Raw genomic sequence first — 19,759 nt, forward strand, 5'->3', positions numbered from 1 at the left:
GCACGAACCCTGCTTTGTACATTAGATCCCCATAACGCTTGTTTCATACGGAGAGTGAATGGTTGAACGTGTTCAAATCTGGATTGTTATCGCCCTGATTGGGCTCCTGAGCGCTTGTGCCGGAGTCGAAGACGAAGTTGAGGTCGACGGCCCCAATGATTCTTTCATGGTGGATGGCAAGGCAGATATCCCGAACACGATTCACGAGAACACACCCGAAGCACGCGCGATTTTGCGAGTTGTGAACACCTTCTCGCTGCACAAGATGATCTCGGAAACCAATATGTACTGGCGCAGCGCCGAGGAAATTGCGAATTATCGCAAAGGTCCCGACGGCATGCTACGTACCGATGATGACCGCGTGATCTTCACGCTCGCCGAGCTCGACTCCGTGCCCTACGTGGGTAAGACGGCGTTGCGTAGACTTCGTGCCTACGTCCAGAAAAAAGACCTTATCGTCTTTGATGATATGCAGATTTCCCAAGAGGTTCCGGAGCGGATCGATACCAGCGTGATGAATGTGATCCGCTCAGATATCAAACGCGGCGAACGCATTGAGATCGAGCTCAAGGGCAATAAGGGCGACCGTTTGCTGCTTATGTTGCGCAAGATCTCGGATGCGCGTTGGAACCCTAAGCTCAGTGTTCTCGATGCAGAAACCCGTGAACGTATGGTTGAGGTTAATCCTTGGGGCACGTCCGACGCTCGGATTCCGCAGCTGAACGACGAGGCGGGCCGCGGCTGGGAGATCGACCGCGAGACGCCTTATACAGTGGTTTTGGCCAATACCAATCAGGTCGACGGTGAGTTCGAGTTCTCGGTGGAATGTGTGGGAGGGCCGTGCTTCGCGTACGAAACCGACCATGTGACGATCGAGGAACTCGACGAGCTTCAAGGCCAGGAACTAAGGCGAGCGATGGTCGCATTGCACGAGTCGAATCACCTGAGAATTAGCTACTATGACGCTCGGATGGAGATGTTCTCGAGCCTCGATAATGTGGATGGCGTAGTCGAGTGTGTCTACACCGGGACCCTTGTCGAGACGGATACGATTCCTTCCAATTTGTTGATGAATGCCGAGCATACCTGGCCGCAAAGCCACGGTGCATTTGACGGTGCCGCGCGCTCGGACCTGCACCATATCTACCCGGTCACGAGCCAGATCAACTCGATTCGAAACAACCACCCGTTCTGCGAGGTCGCTGAGATTACGCGTGAGATCGGCCCAGCGACGCTCGGGTTTGACGAAGAAGGCGTGCGTTGTTTTGAGCCCCGAGACGAGCACAAAGGCGCGCTCGCCCGCTCCATGTTCTACTTCGCCGCGGTCTATCAACAATCCATTGATGACCGTCAGGAGTCCGTACTGCGTAAGTGGCATCGCGAGCATCCTGTGAGCGCGGCGGAGCGAATTCGGTCGCGCCACGTTCAGGTTTTCCAAGGCTCGAAGCAACCCTTTGTGGAGAAGCCGCATCTTGTAGACCATATCGCGGACTTTTGATCTGCGAGCGTACACGACTCGGTCGTGTACATTGCGGTTGCATAGGCGCCTAGAACTCGGGTAAATCGGTGCTCGGATTTTGACACGAGAATCACATGACATCGTATTTTCATCTCCTCGGATTGCTCGCAGTGGCCGATGCCGGCCTCAAGAACGCAGACCTCGCCCAGGCCTTGACCAAGGCTGGATTTGCCAAGTCGGACCTCGAAGGCGCGCATAAAATGCTCGGTGAAGGGGAGAAGCTGCTTGAGAAGTACGTAGATGCCGATGTGAATCGGATCGCGGATCACAATGTCCACGTGGCAGGTGCCGAGTTGGAAATGTGGGCGCAGACCGTGAAATTCTTGTTGAAGAAATCGCTCGATGCGGAGCTCGTTCAGACCGCGATGGGCACCAAGATTCACGCCCACGACCATACTGTGACCGTGGTGGCTCAAGGCCTACGGCTGCTCGCCATGATTCGCGCCGACGAGCGTATTCAGAAGGCGCTTGGGGATGAGAGAAAAGTACGTGATATCGGAACGCGAGGCTGGGCGCTGCTTCATCGGCTCCTTGCTACGACCGAGACACGACTCGACCCGATTCATCCGGAAGCGATTCCGGTGCTCGCCGAGATGAGCGTGATGACGCGCAACGCGCGGGTATGGTTTACCAATCTGGATGCTGCCGCGCGCAAGCTGCCTGCGCCTCAACTTGGTCTACTTGGCCTTCTCGGACATGTGCCTGACGGCATGGGAATGCCAGTCGGCGGCACCGGATTCAGTGTGGTGCTGCACGAGCGCGGCCAGACCGAGGCGCCAGATTTGCTCGACAAGCGCCCCACATCGGGTTGGTCGATTGGCCGCCAGGGAAGAAATAGCGAAAACCTTGGCAAAGGCTGGGTGGATCCTACATTCTGATTCAGATGTAGGGCGTCCAAGACGGCGCGACACACCCGGATAACAATATGGCGGAAGATTTCTACACGATCCTTGGGGTGAGTAAGGACGACGATGCAGCCACGATAAAGAAGGCGTATCGCCAGATTGCGCGCGAGAACCACCCGGATCTGAACCCCGACAACAAAGCGGCAGAAGAGAGGTTCAAGGCGGCGTCGGTGGCCTTTGAAGTTCTGAGTGACCCTGAAAAACGCAAGCTCTACGACGAGTTCGGTGTGGACGGTTTGCGCGAGGGCTTCAACGCCGAACAGGCCCGCCAATACGGGCGATGGCAGAACTCGCAGGGCAATTGGCAGGGGCGCACGTACGCACGTTCCGGCGGCTATGATGACCTCTTCGAGAGCATTTTCGGTGGGCGAAGCCCCTTTGATACGAGTGATTATTCCAATTTTGGTGGCTTCTATACCGGGCCGATGAAGGGCCAAGACCTCGAGGCGAAGCTCAAGCTCGATTTCATGACCGCGATCAAGGGAGGCGAGCTCGATATCACCGTGAACGGAAAGGGCATCAAGGTGAGGATTCCTGCGGGGATCGAGGACCAAGAGCGGCTTCGACTCAAAGGCAAAGGCAGTGCGGCACCTGGTGGGCCGGGCACAAAACCCGGCGACCTTTTGCTCACGGTCGAAGTGCAGCCGCACGCGATCTTGCATCGAGACGGCCTGAACTTGAGCCTCGATATTCCGATCACCATGGCCGAAGCCGTCAAGGGGGCCAAGATTGCGGTGCCTACGCCTCATGGTGAATACAACGTGACGGTGCCCTCGGGCGTCAATTCAGGCGCGAAGCTAAGGCTCAAGGAAAAGGGCGTGCATCGTGGCTCCAAAAAAGGTGACTTTTACGCCGTGATCCAGATTCAGGCGCCGGATCGAATCGACGATGCGCTCCTCGAGGCCGTCGAGGCCCTTAGCGCCGGCTACACCACGGACATTCGAGCCGATCTAAAGCTAGAATAGGGGAAATTTTCCAAACCGTGTTTAGGTTAGTCGTTGGCGCCGATTTGGCGATAAAACGAGGTAAGACATGTTCCCAAATATGCCACGCTGGAAACTCTTTTCGGTCCACGGACACCCGGTGTTCTTGGAGCCGCTCTTCCTTTTGTTGGTGGCGTTTTTCGTGTTTTCGAACGTGCAAACGTCCGCTCAATTGCTCTCGAACCTGCTCTGGGCACCCGTGCTTTTCATCAGCATTCTCTGGCACGAGATCGGGCACGCAGTGGCGATCGACCGACAAGGCTTCGGAAAGAGCGTCATGGTGCTTCAGGGCTTCGGCGGTGTGACCATCAACACGAATCGCGGCCACGCCTTGCCCGGACAGTCGATCATCATCAGTCTTGCGGGGCCGGCGTTTAGCTTTTCACTCGTCGTGCTCTTCGGTGCGCTCTATTTCTTCGTGACTCAACAAGGTCTCCTCGGCGAGTTTTTCCAGCTCATGATGATGGCCAATATCGTGTGGACCATCTTCAACCTGCTCCCGATTTTCCCGATGGATGGCGGCAACGTGGTCCTGCACGGAATTCGAAAGGCAACCGGCAACATGACGCGCGCCTATCGTTACACCGCCATGATTTCATTGGCGGTGCTGGCCCTGATTGCGATTGCGCTCTTCACGTTCTTTCCCGGTGGCATGATGCTCACCATCATTATTTTGCTACTTTTTGGGATGCAGAACGTCCAAATACTCCAACAAACTAAAGGGGCACGTTAAGCCCCGAAGGAAAGTATTGTGGCAAAAATACTAGCGTTTTCAGGATCATTGCGGGCGGCGAGTGTGAATCGAAAACTTCTGAAGCTCGCGGCTTCGGAGTTGAGAGAGGCGGGAGCCGAGGTCACCATCATCGACCTCAACGATTATGAGCTTCCATTCTACAATCAGGAGCTTCAAGACGGTGGTTTTCCGGAGGCATCGGACAAGCTGCGTGAGCTCGTTGAGGCGCATGATGCCGTGCTGATCGTGACCCCTGAGTACAATTTTTCTTTCCCGGCTGTGGTCAAGAACGTGCTCGACTGGTTGAGCCGGTACAGGCCGCAACCTTTTGGCGGAAAGCACGGGCTCTTGATGTCCGCATCACCAGGTTTTGTAGGCGGAAACCGAGGTCTCTGGGCGCTGCGTGTGCCTCTTGAGTGTATGGGCGTGCACGTGCACCCTAATATGTTCTCGCTGGCGCAGGCCAACAAGGCGTTTGCCGACGACGGCACCCTTGCAGAAGACGCGCTTTCGGCTCGACTTAAGAGCCTCGCCGGTGATTTTGTGAGCCGTGTGGACAAGGCGAACGCGTGAGATTCTTGCTCCTATTGAGTGTTTTGGCGGCCTCTTGTGCGACTGCGCCAGAGGGACCTCCTCAGTATGACGGGCCCGAAGTTGTCTTGAACGAAGGTGTTTGGGACTTCCGTGATGGTGTTTCTAAGCTGGGTGAACCGGAGTTTTTGCAGGCCTTGAGTGAGTACGATTTCATCGTGCTCGGGGAGTCGCATGACTCCGTTGAGGACCATGCGATGCAGGCCCGCGTGTACTCGGGTTTGATCGAGCTCGGTGCTCGTCCGGCGCTCGGCATGGAGATGTTTCAGCGCCCTTTCCAGCCCGTTCTAGTCGCGTACGTTGCCGGTGAGTTGGATGAGGCACAAATGCTCGCTGAAACGGAATACGAGGCACGTTGGGGCTTTGATCCTGGCTTCTACTCACCGTTGTGGCAGGCGGCTCAGGTGGCTGGTTTGCCCGTCGTTGCGCTGAACGTGCGTCGCGAGCTCACAAAACGTGTTTCAGCTGTGGGCGTGGATGGTTTGAGCGAGACGGAGCGTGCCGACTTACCTGAGTTGGTTTTTGGGCCTGATGCATATCGCAATTGGTTGGGGCAGGTTTTCGCCGCGCACGGCATGAGCACTACGGATGCGCGTTTTGAGCGTTTCTTTCAGGCGCAAGTCTTGTGGGATGAGACCATGGCGGATTCGGCCGTACGTGCGTGGTCTGAGCAACAACCGGTGGTGATCATTGTGGGACGTGGTCACGTAGAGCGGGGTTGGGGAATCCCGAGCCGAATCAAGCGGCGTCTGCCCAATGCTCGGGTGGCTACGGTGGTGACAGCGCCCGCGGGTACAGCCGCGTCAGAAGTGTTTGGCTTGGCCGATTTCATCGTGTCTACGAGGGCTCCGTCCTCGTAGAATTCAAAAACTCCAAGAGAATCGAGTTCAGAGCGTCCGGCGTTTGCCGCACAATCCCGTGCCCGGCGTCAGGAATGGTCTCCAAGATAGCGCCGGGTATGAGGCGTACGAGCTCATCCGAGCAATGTGGGTGGATGAGAATGTCTTTCTCGGGTTTGACCACAAGAGTCGGAGCAGAAATCTTGTGCAGGTGAGGCGCGGCTCGATGAGTGGAGACGGCGTGAAGCTGCGCAAGCCTGGTTTCTGGAGGCGGAGGATCACGGAAATCCTCACGCAAAGATTGGATGGCGGTCTCTTTGTGATTCGCCAGATATTCTGGGGGAAAGAGCAACTTCGCAAGCGACTCCATCCGCTGGGAACCCACGTTCGAGAGGACGAATCTCTTGATGCCTTCAAGCGGCGGGAGTCCACGTTTGACGCCACCCGCGTGGGTGGCCACCAAAGCCAGGCTAAGAACGCGGTCAGGGTGCTGGAGCGCAAGGTTCTGTGCCACCATGCCGCCCATCGAGATGCCGACGATATGAGCCTCGCTCCAGCCGAGCATATCCAAGATCGAAACGGTATCCGTTACGAGGTCGGACATGGTGAGGCGGCGAGTTGGAACGGGGTCTGATTCGCCGATGCCGGCGTGGTCAAACGTCACAACGCGGTAGTGTTCGGCGAGCACGCTGGACTGGCGGCGCCATGCGTCCCCGCGCATACCGAACCCCATAATCATCAGCACCGGCGGGCCATCGTGAGAATGCTCGGTGTACCCAAGTCTACGATGTCGGCTCACAACAAACAGTCCAAGTCCGCCCGGTCAGTCAGGCCGTCACAATCGTTGTCGATGCCGTCATCACAATCGAATTCAAAGTCGTCCTCTGGAACACATTCCTCAGTCGGCTCTCCACAACCCGCCAGCATCTCGAGCCGGCCTTCGGTCGAAGCCTCCACCTCCGTACAAAGCAGCGGGCAAAGGACCGCGGCATCATTCTCGACGTAGAAGTTGCGGTTTCCGCACTGTGCCTGGTCCGATGGCGCAACGATCTCCGTGCTCGCCCCTGGGTTAGGCGTCCACTGCAAGGTCACGCTATCGGCGATGATTTCAAGGCCCTCGGGCGCGTCTGGGAAGCCGATTTCGCAACCGATCTTGGCCTGTTCGATGATGTTCTGGGCCACGGCCTGGAAAACCACATCGTACGAGTCGAGGTTGCAAATCGAGTATCGCAGTCCACCAGTCGCGATGGAGAGCTTTTGGTACTCGAGGCCCACATTGACGCCGTATGGACATCGGTCGTTATTGATAGGGTCGGTGGGCTGGAAAGCCATATTGTTGTTTTCATCTACACCGATAATCGAGTGGAAGATGAAATTTCGGTCGCCCTCGGTGCCGAACTGACCGCCGAGCTGGAAGAGCTGCCGTTCAAATTCAAGCGCATTGACGTCAGAACCGTCAGGGAAACGCCCGGATGGCTCGTCATCAGTGATCTCAAGGAAGACCTTGAAGGCTTCAGGACGCAGCCACTCTTGCCACCCGTTTGGCGCAAAACCGTGCTGGTCGGGCTGGTCAAACGACTCGATGATGCGTGGAAGGGAGTTACGTGAGCCAATCGGCAGATCGTATTGGAAGAAGTTCTGTGTGTTTGCCGGTTGTCCAGGAATCGGCGAACAATTGGTGCCCGAGAGGGGCTCAGCCACGCAGATTCGTCGGTCTTCAAAATCTCCATGGGCCGAAATCATGATGACTCGGAAGTCGATGCCGCTCTGTCGGATGATATCCGCAAAATTCGAGTTGATATTGTTCTCAACGGCCTCGATCTCTTGGGACATCGAGCCCGAGTTGTCGATCACGATGATGACGTCGATTGGCTTCTCTTCCAGATTCGCCACAAAGGAGCGAAGCCCACACGGCTCATCACCGAAAAGTGGGTTTGAACCCGCGTCTACCTCGGGGCCGTCCAAGAACCCGTCTCCATCGGAGTCAGGGTTGAGTGGGTCGGTTCCAAGTGCCACTTCGTCACCATCGCTCAAACCGTCGCCGTCGGAGTCAGGGTCATTGGGATTGGTCCCAAGGCGAATCTCATCTTCATCGCTTAGCCCATCCCCATCTGAGTCGGGTTTCCCATTATTTGAGCCGGTAGGATTGTTGGTGCCCGTTGGGTTATTGGGTGTACTCGGGTTGTTAGGGTTATTTCCGTTACTCCCTGAGGTATCATCAGAACAGCCAGTGGCCCAAGCGAGCAGCGCAGCACAACACAACAATCGAATTGAGAATTTCATTTTCGCTCCCTTTAGAATTCGCAGAGAATAGGCATTTTAGACCCATAGTACAAGCGTTGCTGAGAAGTTGCGCCGGACTCGACCCTGTGCTATCCCCAGCCATGTATTCTTGAAGTAAACCATGCACGAGTTTGTACATGACTAACGGGCCGACTCGAATTTCCCCCTTCCGGTGTTTGCTGGTTGGGATGCTCTCTGCACTTTTGGCAATTCCCACTCCTCTAATGGCTCAGGGCTTCGAATTTGACGAAGAAGAGACTGCGCCTGTCACCGAGGTAGCCGAGGAAGAAGCCGAAGATGACGGTGAAGGAATGACCTTCACTTCCGACGACCTCTCAAAAGAGGACGCGGTTGAAGAGAAGATCCCAAATGTGGCGATTGTGGCCGTACCAGGGGCCAATATGGACCCGGAGCGTCGCGCAGAAGTTCAGGCAAAGATGATGGAAGTAGCTAAGAACTACGGCGCGATTGTGGCTGTGGGTCCGGAAGCCATTCTCCCCGGGCTTGAAGATCGCGGCGTTGATGAATGTGTCACCGACCCTCTTTGTCTAGGAAGCGTGGGTGATGATGCCTCGGTGGACCGCATCGTGGTGGGACGTGTGCGTGAATCTGTGGATGGTCTTGAGTTCGGCGTCGATTATTTCGACGTGGGCGACCGCCTCTTTATCGCGTACGACACCAAGAAAGGCGTGAGCAGCACCTCGGATGTTGTGGACGCTGTGGAACCCGCGATGCGTAACATCTTCGGCATCAAGGACGCCTCTAAGGATCCAAATTACGTGGGCACCGAAGATTCTAGCATCGTTCAAGATATCGTGGCCTACGGTGCAGCCGGACTTGCCGCTGTGTCTTTGGGCGCGGGCATCTACTTTGGGCTCGATGCCTCCTCAAAAGAAGACGAGCTCGCGAGCAGCGCAAAGACGGGTGGTGGCGCGTACGTTCTGACTCAACAAGAGGCCAACGAGAAGGTGCGCGAGGCTGAGAGCTCAGCAACAACCGCAAATATCTTCTACGGCCTTGCTGCAGCCCTGACCGTAACGAGCGTAGTCTTCTTCATCATCAAAGGCGGATCGGACGTCGGTGAGGAGCGCGCCTCCAAGGACTTGATTCAAGATCTGCAATTAGCTCCAATCTTTACAGAGTCTGGTGCCGGTTTCGGTGCTTCGTTCTCATTCTGAGGTTCGATTATGAAGAAAACGATTTACCGTACGATCTTGCTTGGTCTCATGGGCGCCGGAATCAGCGCTTGTACCGTCGATTTTAGCCCTACGGGTGGCGGTGGTGAGACCTTCAGCTGTGCCACAGATGATGATTGTCTGGGCGGTTTCGCGTGTCAGGGAAATGTCTGCATACGCCAATCAGGTCCAGACGTCCCAACATGCGTGGATGCCGATAATGACGGCTATGGCGTGGGCACTTTGGAACAACGTCAGACCTGCCGTCTCTGTGAGACTGAGGGTAAGTGCGGCGAGGATTGTGACGACACAAATCCTGCGATCCATCCAAATGCTCCAGAGCAGTGCAATAATGCAGACGAGAACTGCAATGGCGAAATCGATGAGCCTACAGATTGCACGGACGATCCGAGCATCTGTAACTCGCTCGCCGGCGCAGCACCTCAGGGCGCGAGCTACTCCTGCATCGCTGGCCGATGTGAGCTCACGATGATGACTCAGATCTGCACCAATGGCGCGATGCCTTGCCCGTGCAACGCAAACCCACTCGCCTGTACCGCTGGCATGTACCCAGAAATCCCTGGACCTGCCGACTGCTTGCAGTAGTCCCGAATCTTACCTCTTAGGTTCTTTCAGACTCTTTCAGTTTGTTGCTCCGGTTTCAACGTCTATTGTTGTGGGCATGGAGAAATACATGCGAATTGCTTACCTAAATCTACTTTTTCTGCTGACTTTGGGCTGGGGCTGCGGTGAGGCGATTGAGCCCGTCGAGAGCGATCCGGAGGTTGGGCTTGAGTTTTCGGGAAAGTCTGATTCCTCATTGACGTCGGACGAAGTAGAGCTCGCCCTCAAGGTGGTGAATCGATACCTGCCGGATGATGTTGCCCTCGCTGAGTTTGAGTGGGAGCTTGACCAAAAACTCGACGTACGTGCTGCCCGCAATATTGCGGCATTTCGCGCAGGGGACGACCGGTCCGCTGGGACGGCCGATGACCAGACGTTTGAGTCGATTGAATCTCTGGATGCCATTCCCTGGGTCGGGCCACACGCCCTCAATGGGATTCTGAACATCGCCATTGAACTTGGATACACGGCGAGCCTTGAGAAGCCGCAAAGACCCACGATCGACGTTAGCTACTACAACGCGCGCCTGGCCATGTTTAGCCAGATTGATAATCGTGACGGGGTAGTGACGGGCGTTTACACAGGAATGGAGCTCTATACGAGCAGCATTCCCGATCACACCGTGATGAATACGGAGCATACTTGGCCCCGGTCGCTTCTGACCGACTGGCGCGCCGAGACGGACTTGCACCACCTCTTTCCCACGAAGAGCCAGGCGAATTCAAAGCGTTCGAGCTTTCCTTTTGGCAACGTTGTCAACTCGAACTGGTCGGAAGGTGGATCGAAGTTGGGCACGGATGTCCACGGCCAGATCGTGTTTGAGGTGCGTCCCGAGCATCGTGGCAATGTCGCGCGCGCCATGTTCTACGTGTCGATGACCTACGACCACCCCTTGGACCAGTCTCAGGAGGACACCTTACGTATCTGGCACGCCGAGGATCCGGTCGATGAGGCCGAGCGTAACAGGAACGACTCGGTTGAGCTCGTGCAGGGAAACCGAAATCCGTACATCGACAATCCTGAGTCGGTTCATGAGGTTGCTGATTTCTGAACGCGTGTGTTCATCCAAAGCGCGAGCCCGATCACGACGAGGCTTATCCATTGGCTCGTAGATAGACTTAGGAGCTCGCCGCGCTCATCGGCTCGCAAGAACTCCAGAACGAAGCGTAGCGCGGCATAAAGGGCGATAGAGATGCCGAAGGCGCTGCCCTTTGGCAGTCGTTCATCCAAAGTGCGCGGCCGCAACCAGAAGTAGGCAAAGAGGAAGATGGCAAACGCCCCAAAGCTCTCCATGAGCTGGGTGGGCCAGACGCCGAGGCTGCCTTCGATGCCGCTTTGCCATTGCGCCTGCAGGGCGTCTTGGAAGTTTTCCCAATGGTTGCGATACGCAGGCGAATTGACCGGGAAGTGTACGGCGAGCCCGAGATCGCAGAGTTTTCCGTAGCAGCAGCCGGCGGCGTAACAACCGAGGCGCCCAAAACCAATACCCAACGGAATTCCCCATGCACCAAGGTCCAAAACGCCTCGCCAGTTGATTTCGCGCCGGCGCGCGTACCACCACGCAAAGAGACCCGCGGCGATCACGCCGCCGTAGACCACGAGCCCACCGGACCAGAATTTGAACACTCGAAAACAATCGCGCGCAGGATAGCAGAGGCCGTCCGAAGGATTGCAAACAGGCCCGCCACCACCCCTGACGCACTCAAGGTTCGTGCTGCAAAGGCCCTCTGGGAGCGAGAAACCGTCGAGCTCAAACGGATTTAGACAGAGCGCCAAATAGTCCTGTCCTAGACCGTCAAAGAGCACGTGAAAGATGCGTGCGCCCGCGATGCCAAAAATCAGCAACCATATCCCAAAATCCAAATACTCTTGGCGCCTAAACCCCAGGTTTTTTGCGTCTCTCCAGCCGAGCCAGAGTGCCAGGCAGAAGCCGGTGAGTAGGGCGACAAGGTAAGTAGGAACGCGGGTGCCGCCGAACTCGATGAGGGTTGGAAACATGCGTCAGGCGGAGGCTTCCGAATCGGTGGTTTTGGCTGCCTTTTTCTCGCGGCGCTCACGGAACCAGTCGCGGATCATCTCCACGAACATCAGGCCCACACCGATACAGATGAAGGCGTCCGCGAGGTTGAATGTGGGCCAGCGGTAAGAATTGGTCCATTTCCAGACGATGAAGTCGATCACGTACTGGTAGAGCATTCGGTCGATGAGGTTGCCGATGGCACCGCCGCACAAGAGGGCGAGCGCCCAGATGAGCAGTTGTTGTTGGAAGGTCACGCCACGCAGGATCCAGAAGATGGCGAAGACCGCGATAAAGCTTACGATGATGAAGAAAGGTGCGCGGTACTTGTCGTCCATATCCGCCATGAAACTGAAGGCGGCGCCAGGATTTCGTGTGTACTGGTAGTCCCAGTGGTCAGGGATGACCACGATTTCGCGCCATCGGACCTCAAGCGTTTCGCCGGCTTTGAGTTCTTGTTCGGGCCGAACCTGAATCCCCGCGTCATTCGTGGTGGACATCATGATGCGGTTGATTTCTTGCTCGGTGTTGCTCGGCATGAACTCGTGTTGGAGGTACTCCTTGACGGGCTTTCCTTCAAATTCGGCGGGGACTTCGAGCTCGATGTAGTGGTTGAAGAATCCTGAGCGTGAAGTGGCAAGCCGGTCTGACGCGATCTGCTTGGTCCACTGGTCTAGGCCTACGGTGACCAGAATAATGGCCAAGACCTGAAGAAATTTCGCAACATTTGGGTTCATCAATCGTCCTCAACGAATTTCGAAGGGTTTGGGTATCAAAACTCACGAGAGTGCGCAAAGCATTCCCGACATTCGTCTTAATTTAGGTTTCGCTACGCTCGATATCCATCTCGAGGAGGTCTCGCGCCACCACGATATTCGGAAAGATGTCTCGAGCACCGGTCAGGAAGTCGTCGAGGCGCATATGCTTTTGAGAGAGGTGGGTGAGCACGAGCTTCTTCGCCCCAGCCTCCTTCGCACAACGCGCCGCATCAGCGGAGGTCGAGTGTCCGCGCTCCTTGGCGAGTTTTTCGTCTCCGGCTGGATATGTAGATTCGTGGATCAAAAGGTCGGCACCCCGCGCAAGCTCCACGGCGCCTTCGCACGGCTGAGTGTCGGTGCAGTAGGCGATGCGCAGGCCCGGGCGGGCATGACCGAGCACATCACTCGGGTGTACTTCACGACCATCCTCCAGAATCACTGCCTCACCACGCTGCAGCCGTCCGTAGAGCGGCCCGGCGGGAATTCCCAGCTCGCGAGCTTTATCCAGGTCGAACCGTCCTGGCCGCGCGTCTTCAATATACGTGTAGCCCCAGGTTGGGATTCGGTGTTTGAGCGGGCCGGCCTCAACCCTAAATCCCTGGCCCTCGAAGACCACGCCGGGGCCCTCGACTTCCACTAGATTGATAGGGAATCCAGGCCGCAAGATATGGACATCACGCATGGTCTTAAACCAGCGTCGAAGCCCCACAGGGCCAACAATCGTCAGGACTTCGTCGCGGCTGTTGAGCGTCAACGAGCCCACAAACCCGGGCAAGCCATTGACGTGGTCGCCATGGAAATGGGTCAGGAAAATTGCGCGCAAGGAGCCGGGTCTCAGGGGTGCCTTGGCGAGCTGCAGCTGAGTGCCTTCGCCGCAATCGAAGAGGAGAAGGTCGCCTTCGCGGAAAAGTCCCACGGCTGAAACATTTCGATGCGGCGTAGGTTTGCCGCTACCGGTCCCAAGAAAGACCAATTTGACTGACATATTACCTCAGAAGTCAGCGGAAGAATTCGGGCTATCGCTGCCAATCAAGGCGAAGCAGTATTTGCCCAGGACGAGCAAGGAAGTAGCGATCAGCGCGTTCTTCCCAGGTCGAATTTTGCCCGTCTACCACCACAAGTTTACCCGCTGCAACCTCCCCGGAATCCAGAGCGAGCTCTAGTACAAGCATTCCGTTTTTGACCTCGAACTCCGGAGCGTTCATCGGATCCCAGCTTCCGAGCTCTTCAAGTGAGCCTGCAAAAACCAGTTTTTGGCCGGGCTTGAGCTCCACGCCACGGGCTTCAACACGTACCTTCGCTGATTCTGGCGTTTGGATGCGGTTTTTGAGTTTTTTGAGGGCATCGGGCGGGACGTCGATGATCACCAGATCCGTTGTGTTTGCCGGAACATCAACGCTCATGCGCTGAGGTTGAAGCTCGGGTGGTAAAAGCACGGTCTTCAGCGCCGCGGAGGTATTCACGACCACCAGCGCGGCCTCCTCGTCGCCTACGCGAAGCAGGGCGAAGAATTCGTCGCTCAGCGCCAGAACATGGTCCACGCCGGTCTCTAGCACACGGTGTCTCGCGCGCTGCTTGGCCAGGTCCTGAATGGACGAAGTCATGGGGTGGCCATCTTCAAAGCGCATTGACGAGCGGTTCTCCGGCTCACCTGAACCGTCCGTTCCGACTTCCGTGCCCCAGATGACCGACGGCGTACCTCGCACGCTGAACATAAAGCGCATCGCTTGCAAAACTCGGCCTCGGTCACCCACGCAGCTCGTGACGATTCGCGAAAGATCGTGATTGTCCAACAACGTCACGAGCCCTTGCCTATGCGCTCCCATCTGCGCACCGTAGAGATGGTCTTGCGCCAGTACTGACGCGAGTTTCCCCGGCGAGGCATCCTTGCAAAAGACGTCGACCATGGCGAAGTGCAGCGGGAAATCGAACATCGCATTAAACCCACCATTGTTGGCCGTCTTAGCCACTTCGGTCACATCGCCCGAAAGCTGTTCCCCGAGGATGAAGAGGGGCTTCTTCGAGACGCCCTGAATCTCGGCATTAAACCGCTTCCAGAAGGTGTTTGGCACGTGCTTAACCGCGTCCATTCTGAGGCCGTCAGGCTCGAGCAACTCAACCCACTTCTTGGTGCTCTCAAAGAGCCACGCATACACCTCGGGGTTTGATTGATTCAGGTCCGGCAGGCCATGAACCTGATAGGTTTCGAGCTCCTTTGGGTCGTCCCAATTTTGGATAGGACCGTTCGTGTGAAACCAGTCGGGATGTGTCTTTACTCGCTCGGATTCTGGTGCCACGTGATTGACCACAATATCCAAGATCAGCCGCATACCGCGCGCTTCAAGAGCGTTTTTGAGTTCCACCAAAGTAGCCTCATCGCCAAACCGCGGCTCCACTTCGAACGGGTTCTCCAACCAGTAGCCGTGGAACGCGCCGTGGCCGTAGAAGGGCGTGTCGCGCATCGTGAAGACGGGCGAGAGCCAAATGGTCTTGAAACCGAGCTGGTGGATCCACTCGATGCGGTTGATGAGCCCGCGCAAATCGCCTCCGTGAAAGGCTTGCGGGTCTTGCGGGTCGGCGTCTTCGTCGTTCGCAGGGTCGCCATTTTCAAAGCGGTCCACCATCACGAAGTAGATCAGGTCGCCCGGTACGTCTGGGGTGGGCTGGACTTTCGCGGCTTGTGGACGCGCCTCTTCGGCCTTTGGTGTGGCCTTCGAAACTGCCTTTTCAACCGGTGCGCCTGCTCTTAGATACGTGTCGACAAGAGGGCCGGCGCTATTGTCGATCTCATCAGCGATTCTAAAGGCCAGCGCCTCAAGGACGCGTGGCTCGGCCGCGTATTCCACGTCGAGGTGATGGGCGTGCAACCATTTGACGGTCTTCTCCAATCCGTCTGGACCGAGGGTGGTCGTGGTGCCGGTAACCACCCAACGGTACGCGCGGTCCACACGCATCATGCGGCTGACGCGGGCTTTGGTCGTAACTCTCCAAGGGGCGTTTGAGTTGTCGCTGAGCTCAAATCCACGCGTTTCAAGCGTGTCGCGCGCCGCCTTTTCCAGGAGCGGCCCTGTCTGAACGCCGATGCCAGTGGCGTCCACAATTTCCCATTGAACAAAGACCGGCTCGGGCGCTTCCAGTCTGGACTTTGGCGAGGTCGCACACCCAAAATGAGCGGTGAGGAGAATCGTAAAGAAAATCAAAAACAATCGCATCAGGGGGTCTCTCTTCCAGCCAATAATCGGTCAACCACTTGCCCGGCTCGCTCCGCGATGGCCACCTCTGCGTAGCGCAGGGCTTCGGCTTCTTTTTGGTGGTCAAAGTCGAGGAAGGCAGCAAGGTTCAAAGGAGCGCTGAGTTGCTCACCATCAGGGGCTACCAGCGTTACCGTTCCGCTGATATCCCAGCGGTACTTGCCGCTCAGAAGCGAGTAGAACCGCACCTGCGTCTCCAACAGAAGCACCCAATCCGAAGTGCCCTCGGGTCTCAAAAAGCCAAGGCGTTGTTCGGTGGTGCGGCGCGTTTCGAAGACCTTGGAGAACTCGCTTGAATCCACCACCGTAGGCACGAGGTTGCGCTCTTGAACCTCGCGATTGATTCGCTCCACCGTGGAATCTGGCGCAACGCCAATCTCAGGCCGGTCAGGAAACTCCATGACGACCGCTACCCGTGCGGGTTGCGGCGAGTCCAGTCGCACGGCTTTAGCGGCGGTGATACACCCTGTCAGGAGCACACAGAACATCAGTGCAAGAAGGATCGGGCGTTGAATCAGAACCATGTCTCTACCTCCGCCGAAACCACGTGGTGCCAGTGTACATCACGGGTTCCAAAAACGTTGAAATCGTCCAGACTCTCTACGAATCCATTGCCGAACGCGTTGTTCTGGGAGCTGTATTGCGCGCCGTAAAGAAGCCGGAATGACGGCCTCGTGAAGATCCCCATGCCCAGCGGTTGGAGCACCGGGCCGACCTTGATTTGGAAGGTGTCGCGGGTGTCTGAGTCCCCGAATTCAAGGCCGCGCGTGTCGTTTCGGCCGTCCGTGCTCACGAAGACCGAGTCTGAAGCGTTCCTGAATAGATTGCCGTTCAACGAGCGTTCGCGCGCGAGACTCGACTCCAAGAGCAGGTGTGCTTTTTCGTTGAAGTAGCCTTGGAATCTCGCCACGATCGACATGACTTCGCGGTTTCTTTCGCTGGCGACGATCTCGTCGTCGGCATCCCAGTGGTAGCCGTAAAACCCCGCCCATGTGAGGTCGAGCACGTCTTCGATCAGACGCAGCTGCATCTCATTTCCGATGTTGAGCTCGTAGCGCTCGTCGGTCAGGTCGTCCACGTAGAAGATGAAATCCTCGCCGTTGAACGTCTCGGTGATGGATGTTTGGGGGTGTCGCTTGATGATATTGGCGAAGAGGTTGTTCCAGACGAGCGGGCCGAAGCCGCCGAAGCCGATGTATCCGATGCCGCGCCACGAGGTCGTTGCAGTCGGGATGGGCTCGGTGAAGATGCCGACCTCGGCCGGATTGGCCTCGAAATAGCGCCGGCTGATCTCGCCGCGCACGAAATTCTCATAGTCGATGGTTGTGCCGTCGTCGTAGACGCTATTGTGCGGTGCGAAGCGGTTACCCTCGACTTCGGGCTCGAAATAGAACTGGCCGCCGACCCCAATCTCAGCCACGCCCAATTTGAGTTTTGCGGTGCCGCCGATGGTGGGGATCGGGTTGTAGTCTGTGCCTTTGATCATGAATCCGGCGTCGCCTGCGCCGATCAACACGTCCACGAGCGAGTTCTGGTAGCGCGCGGAAATCCCAACCGAATCAAAGAGTACCTGGGCGACTTTGAAGTCGTAGAGGCCGAGGTCTCCGAAGAAGGTCTCCATGGTGCCTATCTGCCAGGTTACATCTTGGAGAAGCACGTTTCCGGCTTGCGCGTAGAGCTGGCTGAGCCGAAAATTGCCGAGGCTTCCCATGCCTGTGTCGGCATTGAGGACGGAGCCACCTTCGATTCGTGCGTGGATGCTGGTCCACGTGTTTTTAGAGAGGGGATCTTGAGGCAAAAGATCGTAGCGCATATCGAGCGAGGCGTACGGGCCCTCGTTGAGCAATCGCCCATAGAGGTTCCAGTAGCCGAGGCGCCCGTCTCCGCCCTGGAGATCGGGGCGAGCCATGATTCGCATATAGCCGCCGGCATTGAATTTAGAGCCCGAGTCGGCCGCAGCATCACCGGTTCCGATCAGCGTGAAAATGCTCAGGAGCGCTGGCACCAAGCCTTTGTGTGGACTCATGAAACCTCCGTTTTGGCTCGCCTGTCTTGCTCGGCGGGATTACCACGTTGGGGGTGGGCTTGCAAAGCACATTGGGCTCTGGACTTCGAGGCTTCGTCTCGCTATAAGCGGGCTACACGGAGTGGAACGACATGAAATCACAACTTCAGAGGCTTGAGGATCTTCCACAATTACCACGCACAGTGCGGTTGGTATTGGTTATCACGATGCATCTGGGGCTTTTTTCGGCTGCCTACGCCGGGGCTTTCCTTGTCCGTTTCGATTTCACGATTTCGGATCAATGGGAAGCTGTGATGTGGCAGACCTTCCCGTGGGTGGTCGGGATCAAGGTCCTGACCTTCCTCGCGCTGCGCAATTTTCAAGGTTGGTGGAAGTACGTATCGTTTCACGACATCATCGAACTTGGGCGCTCTTTGGCCATCGCGAGCGCGGTCTTTGTGCTTCTGAATGTGTTTGTGGTGGATCCGCCAATCTATCCTCGGTCGATTTACGTCTTAGATTTTGGACTCTCGCTCTTTCTTATCGGTGCTGCGCGAGGGAGCTTGCGTCTGATGCGCGAAGCCGTCAGACGGCGCCTGAGCCCGCCCGGCCATGCTAAAAACCTACTCATTCTCGGTGCGGGTGATACCGGCGAGACCCTTCTTCGGGAGATTACCAAGAATCGCAACCTTGCGTTTAATCCCGTGGGTTTTTTGGACGATGATCCGTACAAGCGTGGGCTGAGAATTCACGGCGTGCCAGTCTTGGGGCCGATCACCTCGATGGCTGAGACCGTCCAGAAGCTGGTGGTCGAAGAGGTGATCATCGCCATGCCTTCGGCTTCGCGCGAACAGATGCGCCGAGTGGTAGATATCGCGAAGGGAACCGGCGCAAAGACGCGGATCTTGCCCGCTGTGGAGTCCATTCTAGAAGGTCACGTGAGCCTCAATGCGCTCCGTGATGTGAGCATTGAGGACTTGCTCGGGCGTGAAGCAGTCAAGCTTGATACCTCGTCGCTCGCGCGATTCATCGAGGGTCAAACGGTCCTCGTGACCGGTGCGGGTGGCTCGATCGGCTCTGAGATTTGCCGTCAGGTTTTGCGGTTTAACCCCAAAAGTCTCGTGATGGTGGAGCGCGCTGAAACGCCACTATTCTTTATCCATCGGGAGCTAAGCTCGCTCCATGAAAGCCTCGTGCCGTGTATCACTGACGTCTCCGACGAAGGGCGAATGGACGTCTTGATGGCGCGTCATAAGCCGCAAGTTGTCATCCACGCAGCCGCGTACAAACACGTCCCTTTGATGGAGCTTCATCCGTCTCAGGCGGTGCTCAATAACGTGGTGGGAACGCAGGTCCTAGCAAAGCTCTCGGTCAAGTATGACGTCAAAAACTTCATTTTGATCTCCACGGATAAAGCCGTGAATCCGTCGAGCGTGATGGGCGCCACGAAGCGGATCACCGAACTCGCGGTACTCTCGCAAAACGAAGGCACGAAGACCCATTTCTGTGCCGTGCGATTCGGAAATGTCCTGGGCTCAAACGGTAGCGTGGTGCCTATTTTCCGCGAGCAAATTCGCAAAGGTGGGCCGGTGACCGTGACCCACCCCGAGATGACGCGCTATTTCATGACCATTCCGGAAGCCTCGCAGCTGGTGCTCCAGGCGGCCGCCAACGGCAAAGGTGGCGAACTCTTCATTTTGGACATGGGCGCGCCTGTCAAAATCGCTGACCTCGCGCGCGATATGATCCGCCTCTCAGGACGGACCGAAGAAGAGGTTGGAATCGTCTACAGCGGCACGCGCCCGGGCGAGAAACTCTTCGAAGAACTAAGTCTCGACGAAGAGAATTTTGATAAGACTCGGCACGAAAAGATCTTCGTGGGCCGAACGGCGAGCTCGGACCTCGAGCAATACTACCAACATGTGGACGAGCTTATAGAATGCGCTCGCCACGATGATGACCTCGGCGTCCGTCGCGCCTTGAAGGCTATCATTCCAACGTACAGCTGGGCTGAAAGTAATGTCGTGGAGCTCTCAAAGCGCCGCCAAACTCCTATGCTCTAAGTTGGACCTTGTG

Annotated in this window: 18 protein-coding genes; 10 read left to right on the forward strand and 8 right to left on the reverse strand. The window is 56.7% G+C overall.

The annotated features are described in order from the left end of the window. Positions 1–58 precede the first annotated feature (58 nt). The 6 genes from FRD01_RS15050 to FRD01_RS15075 all read left to right on the forward strand — a co-directional run bounded on the left by FRD01_RS15050 (position 59) and on the right by FRD01_RS15075 (position 5,591). Positions 59–1,498, forward strand: coding sequence for an endonuclease I family protein (locus tag FRD01_RS15050; protein WP_146961027.1), 1,440 nt, complete (start codon positions 59–61; stop codon positions 1,496–1,498). A gap of 95 nt (positions 1,499–1,593) precedes the next feature. Further along, positions 1,594–2,397: a hypothetical protein gene (locus FRD01_RS15055; RefSeq protein ID WP_146961028.1), complete on the forward strand. Its 804-nt coding sequence runs from the start codon at positions 1,594–1,596 to the stop codon at positions 2,395–2,397. Between the two features lie 47 nt (positions 2,398–2,444). After that, a complete protein-coding gene (locus FRD01_RS15060; protein ID WP_146961030.1) occupies positions 2,445–3,389 on the forward strand; it encodes a DnaJ C-terminal domain-containing protein in 945 nt (314 codons plus the stop codon). A 67-nt stretch (positions 3,390–3,456) separates the two neighbouring features. Beyond that, positions 3,457–4,140 (forward strand): site-2 protease family protein, encoded by a 684-nt coding sequence (locus FRD01_RS15065; RefSeq protein ID WP_146961032.1) that lies wholly within the window; start codon positions 3,457–3,459, stop codon positions 4,138–4,140. Positions 4,141–4,158: 18 nt separating this feature from the next. Further along, positions 4,159–4,713 (forward strand): NADPH-dependent FMN reductase, encoded by a 555-nt coding sequence (locus FRD01_RS15070; protein WP_249755653.1) that lies wholly within the window; start codon positions 4,159–4,161, stop codon positions 4,711–4,713. Continuing rightward, a complete protein-coding gene (locus FRD01_RS15075) occupies positions 4,710–5,591 on the forward strand; it encodes a ChaN family lipoprotein (RefSeq protein ID WP_146961036.1) in 882 nt (293 codons plus the stop codon). Before FRD01_RS15070 ends, FRD01_RS15075 begins: the two co-directional genes overlap by 4 nt. Here the strand turns inward: FRD01_RS15075 and FRD01_RS15080 are convergent. Both FRD01_RS15080 and FRD01_RS15085 read right to left on the reverse strand, forming a co-directional pair. Continuing rightward, positions 5,569–6,369 (reverse strand): alpha/beta fold hydrolase, encoded by an 801-nt coding sequence (locus FRD01_RS15080; protein WP_146961038.1) that lies wholly within the window; start codon positions 6,367–6,369, stop codon positions 5,569–5,571. The two genes, FRD01_RS15075 and FRD01_RS15080, sit on opposite strands and share 23 nt — an antisense overlap. After that, a complete protein-coding gene (locus FRD01_RS15085) occupies positions 6,366–7,853 on the reverse strand; it encodes a thrombospondin type 3 repeat-containing protein (protein WP_146961040.1) in 1,488 nt (495 codons plus the stop codon). The genes FRD01_RS15080 and FRD01_RS15085 overlap by 4 nt, the downstream gene beginning before the upstream one ends. 137 nt (positions 7,854–7,990) lie before the next feature. Between FRD01_RS15085 and FRD01_RS15090 the strand changes: the two genes are divergently transcribed. The 3 genes from FRD01_RS15090 (at position 7,991) to FRD01_RS15100 (ending at position 10,703) form a co-directional block, all read left to right on the forward strand. Then, positions 7,991–9,031: a hypothetical protein gene (locus FRD01_RS15090; RefSeq protein ID WP_146961041.1), complete on the forward strand. Its 1,041-nt coding sequence runs from the start codon at positions 7,991–7,993 to the stop codon at positions 9,029–9,031. 9 nt (positions 9,032–9,040) lie between these two features. Beyond that, a complete protein-coding gene (locus tag FRD01_RS15095) occupies positions 9,041–9,634 on the forward strand; it encodes a putative metal-binding motif-containing protein (protein ID WP_146961043.1) in 594 nt (197 codons plus the stop codon). Positions 9,635–9,722: 88 nt separating this feature from the next. After that, positions 9,723–10,703, forward strand: coding sequence for an endonuclease I family protein (locus FRD01_RS15100; protein ID WP_249755654.1), 981 nt, complete (start codon positions 9,723–9,725; stop codon positions 10,701–10,703). Here FRD01_RS15100 and FRD01_RS15105 read toward each other — a convergent pair. The 6 genes from FRD01_RS15105 to FRD01_RS15130 all read right to left on the reverse strand — a co-directional run bounded on the left by FRD01_RS15105 (position 10,682) and on the right by FRD01_RS15130 (position 17,704). Then, positions 10,682–11,650 (reverse strand): prolipoprotein diacylglyceryl transferase, encoded by a 969-nt coding sequence (locus FRD01_RS15105; protein WP_146961047.1) that lies wholly within the window; start codon positions 11,648–11,650, stop codon positions 10,682–10,684. The genes FRD01_RS15100 and FRD01_RS15105 overlap by 22 nt on opposite strands. A 3-nt stretch (positions 11,651–11,653) precedes the next feature. Then, positions 11,654–12,406, reverse strand: a complete 753-nt coding sequence (gene lspA, locus FRD01_RS15110) for a signal peptidase II (protein WP_146961049.1) — start codon at positions 12,404–12,406, stop codon at positions 11,654–11,656. Between the two features lie 82 nt (positions 12,407–12,488). Then, positions 12,489–13,412 carry a ribonuclease Z gene (gene rnz, locus FRD01_RS15115; protein ID WP_146961050.1) on the reverse strand — a complete coding sequence of 308 codons (924 nt, stop codon included), beginning with the start codon at positions 13,410–13,412 and terminating at the stop codon, positions 12,489–12,491. 31 nt (positions 13,413–13,443) lie between these two features. Continuing rightward, a complete protein-coding gene (locus FRD01_RS15120) occupies positions 13,444–15,639 on the reverse strand; it encodes an alpha-amylase family glycosyl hydrolase (protein WP_146961052.1) in 2,196 nt (731 codons plus the stop codon). Further along, a complete protein-coding gene (locus tag FRD01_RS15125; protein ID WP_146961054.1) occupies positions 15,639–16,202 on the reverse strand; it encodes a hypothetical protein in 564 nt (187 codons plus the stop codon). The genes FRD01_RS15120 and FRD01_RS15125 overlap by 1 nt, the downstream gene beginning before the upstream one ends. Continuing rightward, positions 16,193–17,704, reverse strand: coding sequence for a hypothetical protein (locus FRD01_RS15130; RefSeq protein WP_146961055.1), 1,512 nt, complete (start codon positions 17,702–17,704; stop codon positions 16,193–16,195). The genes FRD01_RS15125 and FRD01_RS15130 overlap by 10 nt, the downstream gene beginning before the upstream one ends. 131 nt (positions 17,705–17,835) lie before the next feature. Between FRD01_RS15130 and FRD01_RS15135 the strand changes: the two genes are divergently transcribed. Continuing rightward, the gene (locus FRD01_RS15135; protein ID WP_146961057.1) at positions 17,836–19,746 is read left to right on the forward strand and encodes a polysaccharide biosynthesis protein; all 1,911 of its coding nucleotides are present in this window, start codon (positions 17,836–17,838) and stop codon (positions 19,744–19,746) included. The last annotated feature ends 13 nt before the right edge of the window (positions 19,747–19,759 follow it).

Origin of the sequence: Microvenator marinus (assembly GCF_007993755.1) — a bacterium.
GTDB lineage: Bacteria > Myxococcota_A > Bradymonadia > Bradymonadales > Bradymonadaceae > Allomicrovenator > Allomicrovenator marinus.